At 74.0% G+C, this 14572-nt stretch carries 11 protein-coding genes and 2 pseudogenes; 8 read left to right on the forward strand and 5 right to left on the reverse strand.

The features are described 5' to 3' along the window. Positions 1 to 33: 33 nt before the first annotated feature. The 6 genes from ACFWJO_RS01220 (at position 34) to ACFWJO_RS01245 (ending at position 9382) form a co-directional block, all read left to right on the forward strand. On the forward strand, positions 34 to 1164 hold the full coding sequence (locus ACFWJO_RS01220) for a LysR family transcriptional regulator (protein WP_386862742.1): 1131 nt from the start codon (positions 34 to 36) through the stop codon (positions 1162 to 1164). Positions 1165 to 1646: 482 nt separating this feature from the next. Next, positions 1647 to 3476 carry an AMP-dependent synthetase/ligase gene (locus ACFWJO_RS01225; protein WP_386862743.1) on the forward strand — a complete coding sequence of 610 codons (1830 nt, stop codon included), beginning with the start codon at positions 1647 to 1649 and terminating at the stop codon, positions 3474 to 3476. Positions 3477 to 3588: 112 nt separating this feature from the next. Then, complete coding sequence (locus ACFWJO_RS01230; RefSeq protein WP_386862744.1) at positions 3589 to 4854, forward strand: ABC transporter substrate-binding protein; 1266 nt, start codon at positions 3589 to 3591, stop codon at positions 4852 to 4854. A gap of 13 nt (positions 4855 to 4867) precedes the next feature. Continuing rightward, positions 4868 to 7705, forward strand: a complete 2838-nt coding sequence (locus ACFWJO_RS01235; protein ID WP_386862745.1) for an ATP-binding cassette domain-containing protein — start codon at positions 4868 to 4870, stop codon at positions 7703 to 7705. Then, positions 7702 to 8487, forward strand: a complete 786-nt coding sequence (locus ACFWJO_RS01240) for an ABC transporter ATP-binding protein (RefSeq protein ID WP_386862746.1) — start codon at positions 7702 to 7704, stop codon at positions 8485 to 8487. The genes ACFWJO_RS01235 and ACFWJO_RS01240 overlap by 4 nt, the downstream gene beginning before the upstream one ends. Positions 8488 to 8587: 100 nt before the next feature. Then, a complete protein-coding gene (locus ACFWJO_RS01245) occupies positions 8588 to 9382 on the forward strand; it encodes an aldo/keto reductase (RefSeq protein ID WP_386862846.1) in 795 nt (264 codons plus the stop codon). A gap of 181 nt (positions 9383 to 9563) precedes the next feature. Here ACFWJO_RS01245 and ACFWJO_RS01250 read toward each other — a convergent pair whose 3' ends face one another. Both ACFWJO_RS01250 and ACFWJO_RS01255 read right to left on the reverse strand, forming a co-directional pair. After that, positions 9564 to 10541, reverse strand: coding sequence for a class I SAM-dependent methyltransferase (locus ACFWJO_RS01250; protein ID WP_386862747.1), 978 nt, complete (start codon positions 10539 to 10541; stop codon positions 9564 to 9566). Between the two features lie 127 nt (positions 10542 to 10668). Then, positions 10669 to 11619: a helix-turn-helix transcriptional regulator gene (locus tag ACFWJO_RS01255; RefSeq protein ID WP_386862748.1), complete on the reverse strand. Its 951-nt coding sequence runs from the start codon at positions 11617 to 11619 to the stop codon at positions 10669 to 10671. 39 nt (positions 11620 to 11658) lie between these two features. Here ACFWJO_RS01255 and ACFWJO_RS01260 point away from each other — a divergent pair, with 39 nt between their 5' ends. After that, positions 11659 to 12147 carry a hypothetical protein gene (locus ACFWJO_RS01260; protein WP_386862749.1) on the forward strand — a complete coding sequence of 163 codons (489 nt, stop codon included), beginning with the start codon at positions 11659 to 11661 and terminating at the stop codon, positions 12145 to 12147. A gap of 92 nt (positions 12148 to 12239) precedes the next feature. Here the strand turns inward: ACFWJO_RS01260 and ACFWJO_RS01265 are convergent. Then, positions 12240 to 12985 (reverse strand): annotated as a pseudogene (locus ACFWJO_RS01265) (class I SAM-dependent methyltransferase). Positions 12986 to 13093: 108 nt separating this feature from the next. Then, positions 13094 to 13399, reverse strand: a complete 306-nt coding sequence (locus tag ACFWJO_RS01270) for a 4a-hydroxytetrahydrobiopterin dehydratase (RefSeq protein WP_386862750.1) — start codon at positions 13397 to 13399, stop codon at positions 13094 to 13096. Between the two features lie 105 nt (positions 13400 to 13504). On the opposite strand from ACFWJO_RS01270, the gene ACFWJO_RS01275 reads away from it, so the two are divergent. Next, on the forward strand, positions 13505 to 14314 hold the full coding sequence (locus tag ACFWJO_RS01275; protein ID WP_384412217.1) for a helix-turn-helix domain-containing protein: 810 nt from the start codon (positions 13505 to 13507) through the stop codon (positions 14312 to 14314). A 25-nt stretch (positions 14315 to 14339) separates the two neighbouring features. Here the strand turns inward: ACFWJO_RS01275 and ACFWJO_RS01280 are convergent. Further along, positions 14340 to 14572 (reverse strand): annotated as a pseudogene (locus ACFWJO_RS01280) (hypothetical protein); the annotation flags it as partial.

The raw sequence follows: 14572 nt of genomic DNA on the forward strand, positions 1-14572 counted from the left end.
ACTGTCATCACGAATCGCGATAACGTCGTTTCCATGCCCGCCCCGCTGTACGAGCCGAGCCAGCTGCGGACCTTCCTCGCGGTCGCGCAGACCCTGAGCTTCACCCAGGCCGCGCGGCGGCTCGGGCTGCGGCAGTCCACGGTCAGCCAGCACGTGCGGCGGCTGGAGGAGGCGACCGGCCGGCCGCTGTTCACCCGGGACACCCACGGCGTGGAGCTGACCGAGGACGGCGAGGCGATGCTCGGCTTCGCCCGCTCGATCCTGGAGGCCCACGAGCGGGCGGCGGCCTTCTTCACCGGCACCCGGCTGCGGGGCAGGCTCCGCTTCGGCGCGTCGGAGGACTTCGTGACCACCCGGCTGCCGGAGATCCTGGAGGCCTTCCGGCGCGAGCATCCCGAGGTGGACCTGGAGCTCACGGTCGAACTGTCCGGGACGCTGCAGGCGCGACTGGAGGCGGGGCGGCTCGACCTGATCCTGGCGAAGCGGCGCGGCCGCGAGGGCGGGGTGCGGTCCGGCGGAGAAGCCGCGGATGGCGGAGAAGGCAAAGAAGGCGGGAAGGGCCGAGAGGGCGGGGGCGGCCGAGAGGGCGGAGCCGGACGAGAGGGCGGAGCCGGAGGAGAAGGCGGGGGCGGTCGAGAGGGCGGTGACGGACGAGAAGGCGGAGGCAGCCGAGAAGGCGGGGACGGACGAGAAGACGGGAGCGGCCGACAGGACTGGGACGGTGGCGGCCGGGACGGGGGCGGCGAGCTCGTCTGGCAGGACGTCCTCGTGTGGATCGGCGCGCCCCGGCTGCGGCTCGACCCGGACCGGCCGGTGCCGCTGATCGTCTTCCCGCCGCCGGGCATCACCAGGGCCCGGGCCCTGGAGGCGCTCCAGGCGCAGGGCCGGCCGTGGCGGATCGCGTGCACGAGCACGAGCCTGAGCGCGAACGTGGCGGCGGCCCGGGCCGGGCTCGGCGTGATGGCGCACACCCGTGGCCTGGTCCCGCCCGGCCTCGTCGAGGTGCCGGCCAGGGCCGGGTTGCCTGAGCTGGGTGCGGTGGACTTCGTGCTGCGCAAGGGGCGGCGGCGCGGCGCGACCCAGGACGCGGCGGACGCTCTGGCCGCGGCGATCCTGGCGGGCGGCGACCGGCTGCACCGGCCCCGCGGGGCCGTGCGGGGCTGACGATGCTGGTGGGCTTCAGTGAGCCGACCTGCGGGCCGGGTCTGCGGGCCGGTTTGCGGGCCAGCCTGCGAGCCGGACCTGCGAGCCGGCCTGTGGGTCTTCGTGCGGACCGGCCTGCGGGCCGACCTGCCAGCCGACCTGCGGTCTTCGTGCGGGCCGGCCCGGGGCTCTCCGCGCGGGCCACCAGCACACCCCCCGATCCGTCCCACACCACACCCTCCGCTCCCTCCCGACCGGCCCTCCCGGTCGCGCCCTCGCCGTGATCGCCGCGTACAGATTCCGTGGAGATTCCCGCCACCAGCGCTTACCGACGGTTCGGCGACAGCGGGCGGGAGGCTCGCACTTGCCTCCTCTCCTGTCGCTGACCTGTGCATATGCCCAATGTCCCGGCTTGGTGAAGGCCCTCCCGCCCGGCTGCGCGGTGGGGTAGTTTCACCCGCGCCGTACGGAGCGCGACGTCGAGCGGGTGAGGGAGCAGGTCAGTGCGTGAGTTCACCGTGCCGCCCGTCGCGGCGGCGCCTCAGGTCGGCGGTCTGGCCGACGCCGTGTTCGACCTCGCCGACAAGGATCCCGACCGGATCACGCTGGGCCGCAAGGGCGCGGACGGGCAGTGGCGGGACGTGTCCGCGGCCGGGTTCCGCGACGAGGTGCTCGCGCTCGCGAAGGGGCTGATCGCGCAGGGTGTGCGGTTCGGCGACCGGGTCGCGATCATGTCGCGGACCCGCTACGAGTGGACGCTGTTCGACTTCGCGCTGTGGACGCTCGGCGCCCAGCCGGTGCCGGTCTACCCGACGTCCTCCGCCGACCAGGTGCTGTGGATGCTGCACGACGCCGAGGTGACGGCCTGCGTGGTGGAGCACGAGGACCACGCGATGACGATCGGTTCGGTGATCGACCGGCTGCCCCGGCTCCAGCGGCTGTGGCAGCTGGACGCGGGCGAGGGAGCGGTCGCCGAGCTGATGGCGGCGGGCGCGGACATCGACGAGGACGTGGTGCACCGGCACCGCAGGGCGGTGACGCCCGAGTCGGTGGCGACGGTGATCTACACGTCGGGGACCACCGGCCGCCCGAAGGGCTGTGTGATCACCCACGCCAACTTCATGTTCGAGACGGAGACGCTGGTCGGCCGGTGGGAGTCGGTCTTCCACTCCCGGCCGGGCGACGAGGCGTCCACCCTGCTCTTCCTTCCGCTCGCGCACGTCTTCGGGCGGATGGTGGAGGTGGCCGCGGTGCGGACCGGGGTGAAGCTGGGGCACCAGCCGGTGCTCGCCGCCGCCGAGCTGCTGCCCGATCTGCAGGCGTTCCGGCCGAGTTTCGTGCTCGCCGTGCCGTACGTCTTCGAGAAGGTCTTCAACGCCGCGCGCCGCAGGGCCGAGTCGGAGGGGAAGCGGGGGCCGTTCGACAAGGCGGTGGAGGTGGCGGTCCGGTACGCGGAGGCCATGGAGCACAAGGCGTTCGGCATCGGCCCGGGTCCGTCGGCGGGCCTGCGGATGCAGCACCAGTTCTTCGAGAAGACGGTGTACGCGAAGGTGCGGGAGGCGCTGGGCGGCCGGGTGCGGCACGCCATGTCGGGCGGTTCGGGGATGGACCGGCGGCTCGGGCTGTTCTTCGAGGGCGCGGGCGTGACGATCTTCGAGGGTTACGGCCTGACGGAGTCCTCGGCGGCGGCGACGGCGAACCCGCCGGAGCGCACCAAGTACGGCACCGTGGGTCAGCCGGTGCCCGGTACGACGGTACACATCGCGGAGGACGGGGAGGTGTGGCTGCACGGCGACCACGTCTTCTCCGGCTATCTGAACAATCCGCAGGCCACCAGCGCGGTCCTGAATGACGGGTGGCTGGCGACCGGGGACCTCGGGATGCTCGACGAGGACGGCTATCTGACGATCACCGGGCGGAAGAAGGAGATCCTGGTGACCTCGGGCGGCAAGAGCGTGTCGCCGGCCGGTCTGGAGGAGCGGGTGCGGGCGCATCCGCTGGTGGCGCAGTGCATCGTGGTCGGCAACGACCGGCCGTACGTCGCCGCGCTCGTCACGCTGGACCAGGAGGCGGTGGAGCACTGGCTGGCGATGCAGAACCGGCCGCCGCTGCCGCCCGCGGAGCTGGTGCACGACGCGGCTCTGGAGACCGAGATCCGGCGGGCGGTGGTGGCCGCGAACACCAAGGTCTCGCAGGCGGAGTCGATCCGCACCTTCCGCATCCTGGCGCATCCGTTCAGCGAGGAGCACGGGCTGCTCACGCCGTCCCTGAAGCTCAAGCGGAAGGCGATCGAGCAGGCGTACGCGGCCGAGGTCGAGGCGCTGTACCCCTGACGGCCGCCACTCCAGCAGCTCCTGACGTGTCATCAAGTGATGGCGCATCAGTTATTGACGGTTCGTCAGCCCGGTCACAGAATGCGGTCACCCGACGGAGGGATGACCGACCGTGTCCAGAACGCTCCGCACCCTCGCCGCGGCGGCAGCGGCGCTCTTCCTCGCCACCGCCTGCAACTCCGCCTCCACCGGCGGCACTTCGGCCGAACCAGGCGCCTCGGGCGGTACCGTACGGGGAGTGACCGCCGACACGGTCACGGTGGGCGGGATCGTCTCCATGACGAGCGCCAGCGGCTACTCCAAGAAGGACACCGACCTCGGCGCGCGGGCCCGCTACGACCGGGCGAACGCCGAAGGCGGGATCAACGGCCGCCGGATCGAGTACCTCGGCGCCGAGGACGACGGCCAGGACCCGGCGCGCAACCTCGCCGCCGCCCGCAGGCTCGTCCAGCAGGAGAAGGTCTTCGCCGTCGCCCCGATGAGCTCGGTGACCTTCGCGGGAGCCGACTTCCTCGACGCACAGGCGGTGCCCACCGTCGGCTGGGGCACCCTGCCCTCCTTCTGCGGCCCGAAGCACATCTACGGTTTCAACGGCTGTCTGGTCCCCACCCCCGGCGGCACCCTCAACCAGACCTGGCCCGAGGGCCTGGCCACCGTCCTCGGCGGCGCGAAGGGCCGCTCGGTCGCCCTCATCGCGGGCGACAACGACGCCGGAAAGTTCGGCATCCGCACCTTCACCCAGGGCTTCAAGGCGGCCGGTTTCGACCTCGCGTACGCCAAGGCGGCCGTGCCCGCCGGTTCCCTGCCGAGCGACTGGTCCGCGTACACGAAGGAGATCCTGCGCTCCGGGCCCGGCGGCAAGGCGCCCGACGCCGTGGTGTCCGTGATGCAGACCCCGTACAACATCGGCCTGTTCACCGCCCTCAAGCGGGCCGGGTACCGGGGCGTGCTGTCCGACCCGACCGACTACGACCCCGGACTGCTCGCCAAGGACGCCACGCGGCAGGCCCTCGACGGTGTGCTCGTGCTGCTCCAGTTCCAGCCCTTCGAGGCGGACAGCCCGGCGATGCGGCAGTTCAAGGCGGACATCAGGAAGGCGGCGGGCAGAGAGGTCCCGCTGAACATGCACATGATGACCGGGTACATGAGTGCCGACCTCTTCCTCGCCATCGCCGCCAGGGCCGGCAAGGACCTCACCGTCGAGTCGTTCCAGAAGGCGGCGAACGGCTTCTCCGACACCGGCACCCTCGTCGGCGACCGGGCCGAGCCCAAGGGCCGGAAGGAGAGCTTCGGCTGCGGCGCGCTCGTCCGGCTGACCGGCGGGCGGTACGAGGTGGCCGTACCGTTCCGCTGCTATCCGCCGATCCCGTTCCGGTGAGGAGCGCGGTGCCGTGGGTGACCTGCTCGGCTTCGTCCTGAGCGGTCTGGTGTCGGGTGCGCTCTACGCGCTGCTCGCGACCGGACTCGTGCTCTCGTCCGCCGCCTCGGGGCTCTTCAACTTCGCGCACGGGGCGACCGCCTATCTGTGCGCGCTCGCCTTCTACGAACTCCGCTCCGGTTTCGGCTGGCCCGCCGTGCCGACGGCGCTGCTGCTCGTGCTGCTCGTCGCGCCCGGTCTCGGCTGGGCCCTGGACCGGCTGATGTTCCGCAAGCTGGCCCGGGTCGGCGAGACCGCCCAGATCACGGCCACGATCGGTCTGCTCGTCGCGCTGCCCGCGGCCGGGCTGTGGGCGGTCGAGCTCCTGGAGCGGGCCGGGGCGCCGGTGAAGCCGGCCGAGAACCAGTTCGGACTGCCGGGTGTCGGGCCCAGTCCGGCCGTTTCCTGGCAGCCGTTCGAAAGCCTCGGCATCGACGGCGTCGGCGTCGACTCCGACCAGCTGATCACCTGGCTGGTCACCGCCGCCGTGGCGGCCGGCCTCTGGGCGCTGCTCCGGCACACCCGGCTCGGACTGCGGCTGCGGGCCGCCGTCGACAACCGCTCGCTCGCCGAACTCCGGGGCGTGGACGCCGACCGGCTGTCGTCCGTCGCCTGGATGCTGTCCTCCGGACTCGCCGGACTCGCCGGTGTCCTCGCCACTCCGCTGCTCGGGCTCTCCGCGCACGACTACACGCTGTTCCTCTTCGTGTCGGCGACGGCGGCGGTGCTGGGTCGCTTCGCCTCCGTGCCGCTGGCCTTCGCGGGCGGGCTCGGGCTCGGCGTGGTGCAGAACCTGGTGGCCGGGTACGCGAGCTTCGCCGAGGGCGTCACCGGTTTCCGTACCGCCGTGCCCTTCCTGATCCTCTTCGCCGGGCTCGTGCTGCTCGCCCGCCGGGAACGGGTCGCGGGCACCGCGGCCGCCGACCCGCCTCCCGACGACCGGCTCGCCGGGCTCGGGCCGGCGCGGCGGTGGGGGCCGTGGGCGGTGGCGGCGGTGCTGCTCGCCGTCGCCTTCTACACCGTCACCACCCCGTTCTGGAGCGGCATCCTCGCGCAGGGCCTGGCCGTCGGGCTCGTCTTCCTGTCCTTCTCGGTGGTCACCGGGCTCGGGGCGATGGTGTCGCTCGCCCAGGCCACGTTCGTGACCGGCGCGGCGCTGGTCGCCGGGCTCCTGATGAGCCACGGCTGGCCGTTCGCGGCGGCGGCGCTCGCCGGTACGGCCGTGGCGGCGCTGCTCGGCGCGGTGGTGGCGCTGCCCGCGCTGCGGCTCGGCGGCCGTTCGCTCGCGCTGGCGACCCTCGCCCTCGCCTTCCTCGCCGACCAGGTCCTGTTCCAGATGGGGTGGCTGCGCAACGGCGACACCGGCTGGGAGATCCCGCGGCCCGTCCTCGGCCCGCTCGACCTGTCCGACGACCGGGCGATGGGCGTCACGCTGGTCGTGCTGTGCGCGGCGGGTGTGGCGGGCCTGAGCCGGCTCCGGGGCTCGCGGCGCGGCCGCGCGATGCTCGCGGTCCGCTCGGCACCGGCCGCGGCGGCGGCCTCCGGAGTGTCGGTGGTACGGACGAAGCTGCTGGTGTTCGCCGTGTCGGCGGGCCTCGCGGGCTTCGGCGGGGTGCTCTACGCCTCGTACAACACGCGGATCACCGCGACCGACTTCCCGGCGATGGCGGGCCTGGTGTGGCTGGCGGTGGTGGTCGCGGCGGGCGTCCGCAGGCCGCAGTACGCGGTGGTGGCCGGGCTGGTCTTCGCGGTCGCGCCCCACCTGCTCGCCACGTACGTCACGGACTCCGCGCACCTGCCGGTCGTCCTGTTCGGCCTCGCGGGCCTGGCCCTGGCGAACGACCCGGACGGGTACGTGGCGGCGCTGCCGACGCGGTGGGCGCGGCGGCGCGGCCGGCCGGTACCGGCCGTTCCCGGACCCCGCCCCGTCCCGGAACCGGGGGCGGACCCCCGGCCTCCCGCAGGGCCGCAGCAGGGGCGAGTCCCCCACGCCCGTGTCGACGGCACGGACGCCGCTCCCGCGGAGCCCCGTGCCGGAGCGGAGCCCAAGGCCGAGGCGGCGGCCCTGGCCCGGGCGGCGGTCGGTGACGGGCCGGCGGCTGCGTCCCCCGCCCTCGCCCTGGAGCTCGACGGTGTACGCGCCGGGTACGGCGGCGGCGCGGACGTGCTGCACGGGGTCGGGCTCGGGGTGCGCCGTGGGGAGATCGTGGCCGTGCTCGGGGCCAACGGGGCCGGGAAGTCGACGCTGTGCCGGGTCGCGGGCGGGTTGGTGCCGGTCCGGGACGGCTCCGTACGGGTGGGCGGCGCCGAAGCACGGGGGGACTCCGTAATGGCGAGGGCGCGCCGCGGGGTGCGGCTCGCGCCCGAGGGGCGGGGCATCTTCGCCGGGCTCTCGATCGAGGAGAACCTGGCGCTGCAGCTGCCCGCGGCCGGGGACCGGGAGGCCGTGTACGGCCGCTTCCCTGCGCTCGCCGCCCGCCGTACGGTGGCCGCCGGCTCCCTCTCCGGCGGGGAGCAGCAACTCCTCGCGCTCGCCCCGCTGCTCCAGCGCCCGCCGGCGGTACTGGTCGCCGACGAGCCGTCACTGGGGCTCGCGCCCCGTGTGGTGGACGAGGTCTTCGCGCTCCTGTCGGAGCTCAGGGCGCGGGGCACGGCACTGCTCCTGGTGGAGGAGAAGGCGGCCGAGGCGCTGGGGATCGCGGACACCGTCGCGTATCTGGCGGAGGGCCGGATCGTGTGGAGCGGACCGCGCGCGGAGGCGGACGCCGACCGGCTTGCCGACGCCTATCTGGGGACGGGAGTGCGTACGTGACGGGCGAGCCCCTTCTGGAGGCGCGCGGGATCGGGGTCCGCTTCGGCGGGGTCCGCGCGCTGGACGACGTGACGGTCGCGGTGCGGCCCGGCGAGATCTGCGGGCTCATCGGGCCCAACGGCGCGGGCAAGACCACCCTGTTCGACGTGGTGTCCGGCATCCGCCGCCCGGACCGGGGCCGGATCCTGCTGGACGGCGCCGACATCACCCGTCGCTCCCCCGTGTGGCGGGCCCGGCACGGGCTGCGCCGTACCTTCCAACGGCAGCAGCTCTTCGGGCAGCTGACCGTCGAGGACAACCTGGTCGTCGCCCAGGAGTGGCGCCGGGGCGGCGGCCGGGCCGTCACCGCCGCCCGCCGGGCACGGGCCGCCGAGGTGCTGCGCTCCTGCGGGCTCGACCCGCTCGCCGCGACGTACGCGGGCGTGCTGCCGGTCGCGCGGGCGCGGATGGCGGAGCTGGCGAGGGCGCTCGCCGATCCGCCCCGGCTGCTCCTCCTCGACGAGCCGGCCTCCGGAATGTCGGCCGAGGAGCGCGGCCAACTGGCGGCCGTGGTGCGGTACGTGGCCGATGAGGAGGGGTGCGCGGTGCTGCTCGTCGAGCACCACGTCTCCTTCGTGACGGAGTTGTGCGCCCGGGTCGTCGTGCTCGACCTGGGCCGGGTGCTCGCCGAGGGACCGGCGGACGAGGTACGCGCCGACCCCCGGGTCCGGGCCGCCTATCTGGGGACGCGCGGGTCCGCCGCGAACGGTTCGGGGCCGGGCGGAATGCGATCGGACCCGTGATCGTTGACGCTGTGAGGAGTATTCCCGACGACGTAAGGATCCACCTCTCGTGAGCACGGACAGCAAGGTCCCCTACCTCACCCTCAACAACGGCGTCCGCATGCCTCAGCTGGGCTTCGGCGTCTGGCAGGTGCCGGACGACGAGGCGGAGGCGACCGTGAGCACGGCCCTTGAGGCGGGCTACCGCTCGATCGACACCGCCGCGATCTACGAGAACGAGACCGGCACCGGCAAGGCGCTCGCCGCCTCGGGGCTCCCCCGCGAGGAGCTCTTCGTCACGACCAAGCTGTGGAACAGCCAGCAGGGCTACGACTCGACGCTCCGCGCCTTCGACGCCTCGCTCGACAAGCTGGGCCTGGACCACGTCGACCTGTACCTGATCCACTGGCCGGTCCCGGCCAAGGACGCCTACGTCGACACCTACCGGGCCTTCGAGAAGATCCTGGCCGACGGCCGGGCCCGCGCCATCGGCGTGTCGAACTTCCTGCCCGAGCACCTGGACCGGCTGATCGGCGAGACCTCGGTCGTGCCCGCCGTCAACCAGATCGAGCTGCACCCGCAGCTCCAGCAGGCCGAGTCCCGCGAGGCGCACGCCAGGCACGGCATCGCGACGGAGGCCTGGTCGCCGCTCGGCCAGGGCAAGGGCCTCCTGGAGGTCCCGGCGATCGTGGCGATCGCGCAGAAGCACGGCCGCACGCCCGCCCAGGTGGTGCTGCGCTGGCACCTCCAGACGGGGAACGTGGTGATCCCGAAGTCGGTGACCCCGTCCCGTATCCGCGAGAACATCGACGTCTTCGACTTCGAGCTGGACGCCGAGGACCTGGCGGGCGTCGCCGCGCTCGACGAGGGCCGCCGCCTCGGCCCGAACCCGGCGGAGTTCAACGCCGGCGCCTGAGCGGCGGGCACACCCGAGCCGGCCCCACCCGAGCCGGCCCCACCCGACTGGCAGCACCCGGGCGGTGAGCGAAGGGAAGCCGGGGACGGGGAGCGAAGGGTGAGCGGGGCACGGTGGTCGGACCGACCGCCGTGCCCCGCCCGCGTTCCTCGCCGGGCGCCCGGCCGCCCGGGGCGCCCCGTCAGACCTTGCGCGCCGTGTGCACGGTGCGGGCGGTCAGCAGGTAGGCGTCCTGGCGCCGGTGGAAGGACAGCGGGTCCGCCGGGTCGAGCAGCCGCTCGACGGCGGCGCGGTCGTCGTCCGCGAGGCGCTCCGCCAGGCCCTCCCGCAGCCGCTCGTAGTGGGCGACGATCTGTTCGCGCACGGAGTCCGGCAGCGGTGCGGGGATGTCGGAGAGGAAGCTGCGGGTGCCGCTGGGAGTGAGTCCGGCGTCGGTGAGGAGGGCGACCCAGTCGTCGATCTCCTCCTTGCTGTCGGGCAGCGAGGCCCGCATCTCGCCGAACCACTCCGCGTTGGCGGCGTCGATCCGGGCCTCCAGGCCGGGCCGGCCGACGCCCGCGTTCCACGGCAGGTGACGCTGCGGAAGGCCGCCCTCGGCGAGGGCGATCAGACCGCCGGGGTTGAGCAGTTCGGCGAAGGACGCGAGGGCGGCGCGCTGGTCGCCGATGTGGTGCAGGGAGTTGCTGGCCCAGACGAGGTCGGCGGTGCCGAGCGCGCCGAAGTCGCCGGGGAGTTCCGCGCGCAGGGTGGCGACCCGGTCGCCGAGACCTCGCGCTTCGGCGCGTTCCCGGGCGAGCGCGAGGAGTTCCGGCGTGGCGTCCACGGCGACCACCTCGGCCTCGGGGAAGGCTTCGGCGAGCAGCGCGGTGACGACGCCGGGTCCGCTGCCGACATCGAGCACGCGGCGGACCGAACCCGCCGGTGCGAGGGAGGCGAGCCAGGCGGCCGCCTCCGCGTAGAGGGGGCTCTGGGTCTCCGCCTGCCGGGTCAGCAGCGGGGCCATCTCCGCCCAGTCGAGGTGGGTGTGATCGTGGCCGTGGCGGTGGCCGTGGCCGTGGCCCTGGCCGTTTCTGTCGTGGGTGCCGTTCCCGCTCCCGTGCCCGTGTCCCTGTCCGTGCCCATGGCCGTGTCCGTGTCCGGAATGCTGGTGTGCGCTCATGGGCACAGCGTGCGACGCCGCTGCCGGAAAGGCGAGAAAACTTGCCGGTCCGGCAAGCCCGGCCGATCGTCGCCGGTACGGCGGTACGGCGAGCACCGTGCGTGGTGGCCGCGCGGCCCGAGAGCCCTCAGGCGTAGCGGGCGGCGAGGGTGCGGACGGTCGCGGCGATCCGGGTGCGGAGGTCCTCGGGTGCGAGGACCTCCACCTCCGTGCCGAGTGCGAGCAGGGTGTCGTGGGCGTGGTCGGGTCCCTCGACGGGCAGCGTGGCCCGGGTCCAGCCGTCGGGCTCCGGGGTGCCGTTCTCGGCGAGCGCCCTGGCGGCGGCGCCGGTGAGCCTGGCGGCGCCGCGCGGGGAGATCCGTACGACGGCCTCGCCCTGGTGGAGCCGGCGGTGGAAGTCCGCCTGGCCCGCCCGCCAGTGGGCGGCGAGGTCGAAGCCCTCGGGAATCACCGCTTCCTCGTCGGTGACGGTGAGGTCGAGGATCTGGTCGACCCGGTAAGTGCGCGGGCCCGGCCCGGCGACCAGGTACCAGCGGCCCGCCTTGAGCACCAGGCCGTACGGTTCGAGCCGCCGGTCGACGTCGGTGGGTTCCTTCCAGCGCCGGTAGCGGACGGCGAGGACGCGCCCGGTGCGGACGGCCTCGGCGACCTGCGGCAGGAACGGCGCCTCGGTGTCCTCCGCGTACCAGCCGGGCGCGTCGATGTGGAAGCGGGTCCGCAGCCGGTCCACGTGTTCGCGCAGTGGGGCGGGCAGCGCGGCCCGCAGCTTGAGCTGGGCGTCGGCGAAGTGGCCGCCGAGTCCGAGCTCGTCGGCGGCGGCCGGCAGCCCGGCGAGGACCAGGGCCTCGGCCTCCCGCGCGTACAGGCCGGTGAGCTTCGAGCGGTGTCCGGCGAGCAGCTGGTAGCCGCCGCGGTGCCCGGCGTCCCCGTAGAGCGGGACTCCGGCGGCGTGCAGCGCCTCGACGTCGCGGTAGACGGTGCGGACGGACACCTCGAGCTCCTCGGCGAGCCGGGCGGCGGTCATCCGGCCGTGGGTCTGGAGGAGCAGCAGGATCGTCAGGAGCCGGCTGGACTTCACTGACACACGATGTCAGTGAAGAGTTCCTACAGTCCAGCCATGGCTTTCGACGAGAAGTACCTCCTCGCGCTCCCGCCGGTCGCCGTGGCCGGCCGGCGGTTGAAGCGCTACCACGTCACCGACGACCCGGCGGGCATCGAGCCGGAGGTGGAGAAGGCGGCGTACGCGCTGCTCCCGGAGCTCCTTCCGGAGCCGGACGGCACGCCTGCGGCGGGTTTCGTGGTGCTGCACCGGGGCGGCGACACCGGCGCGTACCTGAATACGTACAGCTGGGTGTGGGACAACGTGCTCCACTTCGCGGGCGCGGCGGCGGGCCAGCCGGCGCTGGACTGCCCGGACCTGGATCCGGCGCACTTCGTCCGGATCCCGCCGGGCGAGCGGAACTGGATCGGATGTGTCTGGGAGCTGGCGCCGCTGACGTACGAGCGGGACGCCTGGGTGCGTCACGTGCTGGCGCCGGACGTCCCTGACCTGGACGGCTATCTCGGGGACGCGCTGGCGACCGGGGTGACGGGGCCGGGCCTGTGAGCGGCGGCGGCTTCGGCTTCCCGGAAGGCGAGCGGACCGTCGGCGGCCGCCGGCCGGGACCGACCGGTGGGTGGTGGACCGGGTGAGGGAGTTCAGCCGCGGGCGGCGGGACGTCTGACGTAGCTGGCCAGGCGGTAGGACGGGGCGGCGCGGGGGCGGTCCTGGTCCGGGAGGGCGGCGAGGCGCCGGACGAGGGTCTCCACGGTCGCGGGGGTGCCGTGGAACCAGGAGGCGTAGTAGCCGCGGCGCAGTTTCTCGGCCGCGCCGCGCGGGGTGGCGCCCTGGCCGTGGCCGGTGAACACGGTGCCGGGTGCCGGGTCGAGGCCGTGGGCGGCGGCGTACGCGGTGACCAGCGCGGCGCGGTCGGAGCCGGCCTCGGGCGCGCGGTGCGGGCGGAGGACGGCGTCGATGTCGCTGCCGACGTCGTGGCAGGCTCCTTGTCGACGGTGGTCACGAACACGCCGCCGGGCCGGAGCACCCGCGCCGCCTCGGCGACGACCTCCTCGGCGAACGGCACGAGGTGCAGCAGCCAGACCGCGCTGACGGCGTCGACCGCCGCGTCGGGCAGCGGCAGCCGGCGGGCGTCCGCGCGCACCGCCCGCCCGGGCAGGCGGGTGGCGGCGGTGCGCAGCATCCCGTGGGCCGCGTCGGCGCCGTGGACGGTGAGTCCGGGCCGGGTGATCCGTTCGGTGACGAGGCCGGTGCCGCAGGCGACGTCGAGCAGGGTGCGGGTGCCGGGCGGCAGCAGCCGTAGGACGGCGGCGGCCGCCGCGGCCGCCCGCGGGACGCCGCCGCGGGTCTCGTCGTAGTGCGCGGCCTCGGCGTCGTAGTCGAGCAGCGTATCCCCCATGGCGGGAATCCTATGCGGGGACCTGTGCCGCCCCCTGTCCGATCCTGCACCGGCCGGGACGGGCCCGACCGCGGGCCGGGTCCCGGCCGGGCGGGGTCACTCCGCCCCGTGACCGGGTGCCACCGCTTGGACCCGCTCGGCCAGTTCGAAGTCCTTCTCGGTGACGGCACCGCCCGCCGAGTGGGTGTTCACGGCGAGCCCCACCGTGTTGTAACCGAGCGTCAGATCGCTGTGGTGGTCAAGCTCCTGCTGGATCTGGGCGATGTGGACGACGAGCGCGGTGGCGGCGAAGTGGTCGGCGAGACGGTAGTTCCGGGTGAGGCGGTCGCCGTCGACGGACCAGCCGGGGAGCTCCCGCAGGCGGTCCTCGATCTCCTTCTGCGACAAGGGGTCAGTGGGCACGTGGTGCTCCCTCCGGTCGTGCGGCTGGTGGCGGGGGTGGTGCGTGATGACGGAGCGGTCCCGGGGAGAAGGTACCCGGGTCCTCCTCTGGGATACCGTCTGGCCATGACAACTGTCGTGACCGACACGGGTGTGGGTCCGCTGCTGCGCGGCTGGCGCGAGCAGCGGCGGTTGAGCCAGCTGGAGCTGGCCCTGCGGGCGGACTCGTCCGCGCGGCACATCTCCTTCATCGAGACGGGCCGCTCACGGCCGAGCGAGGAGATGATCCTCCGGCTGGCCGAGCACCTGGACGTGCCGGTGCGGGAGCGCAACGCCCTTCTGCTGGCCGCCGGTTACGCCCCGCGCTACGCCGAGTCGCCGCTGGACGCGCCCGAACTGGAGACGCTGCGCGAGGGCATCGAGCAGCTGCTGCTCGGCTACGAGCCGTATCCGGCGACGGTCGTGGACGGCTCGTACACGGTGGTGGCGGCCAACCGGGCCGTCCAGATGCTGCTCGCCGGGCTTCCGGAGCATCTGCTGACGCCGCCGCTGAACGTCATGCGGATCACCCTGCATCCGGAGGGTCTCGCGCCGCGGATCCGCAACCTGCGGGAGTGGCGCGGTCATCTGCTCGCCCAGATGGAGCGTCAGATCGGTCTGGCCCGTTCGGAGTCGCTGCGCGCCCTGTACGAGGAGGTGGCGGCCTATCCGCTGCCGGAGGGGACGACGGACCCGGACGACCGGGAGGACCCCGAGCCGTACCCGTACTTCGCGCTGCCACTGCGGATCGAGCACGACGGGCACGTCCTGTCCTTCGTGTCGTCGATCTCGACGTTCAACACGCCGATGGACGTGACGGTCGCCGAGCTGGCCATCGAGACGCTGCTCCCGGCCGACCCGGCGACGGTCGCGTACCTCCAGTCGCTCAAGGCGTAGGGCCCGGCGGGCCCCAGGAGGTCGCTCAACGGGTGCCGGCGCGCAGGGCGGCCCACTGGAGCGCGGCGAAGCCGGCCACGGTGCCGGCCTGGAGCAGGGTCCACACCGCGCCCGCGGTGGTGGGCTCCAGCCAGGCGACGAGCGCGACGACGCTGAGGACGGTCCACAGCAGGTTGACGTCGACGACGGCCTTCACGCCGAGGACCGGGGGCGGGGGGGGGGGGGCGGGGGGGGCGAGGAGAACCAACGGTAACGCGC

The sequence above is a fragment of the Streptomyces sp. NPDC127092 genome, from assembly GCF_042722475.1.
Taxonomy (GTDB): domain Bacteria; phylum Actinomycetota; class Actinomycetes; order Streptomycetales; family Streptomycetaceae; genus Streptomyces.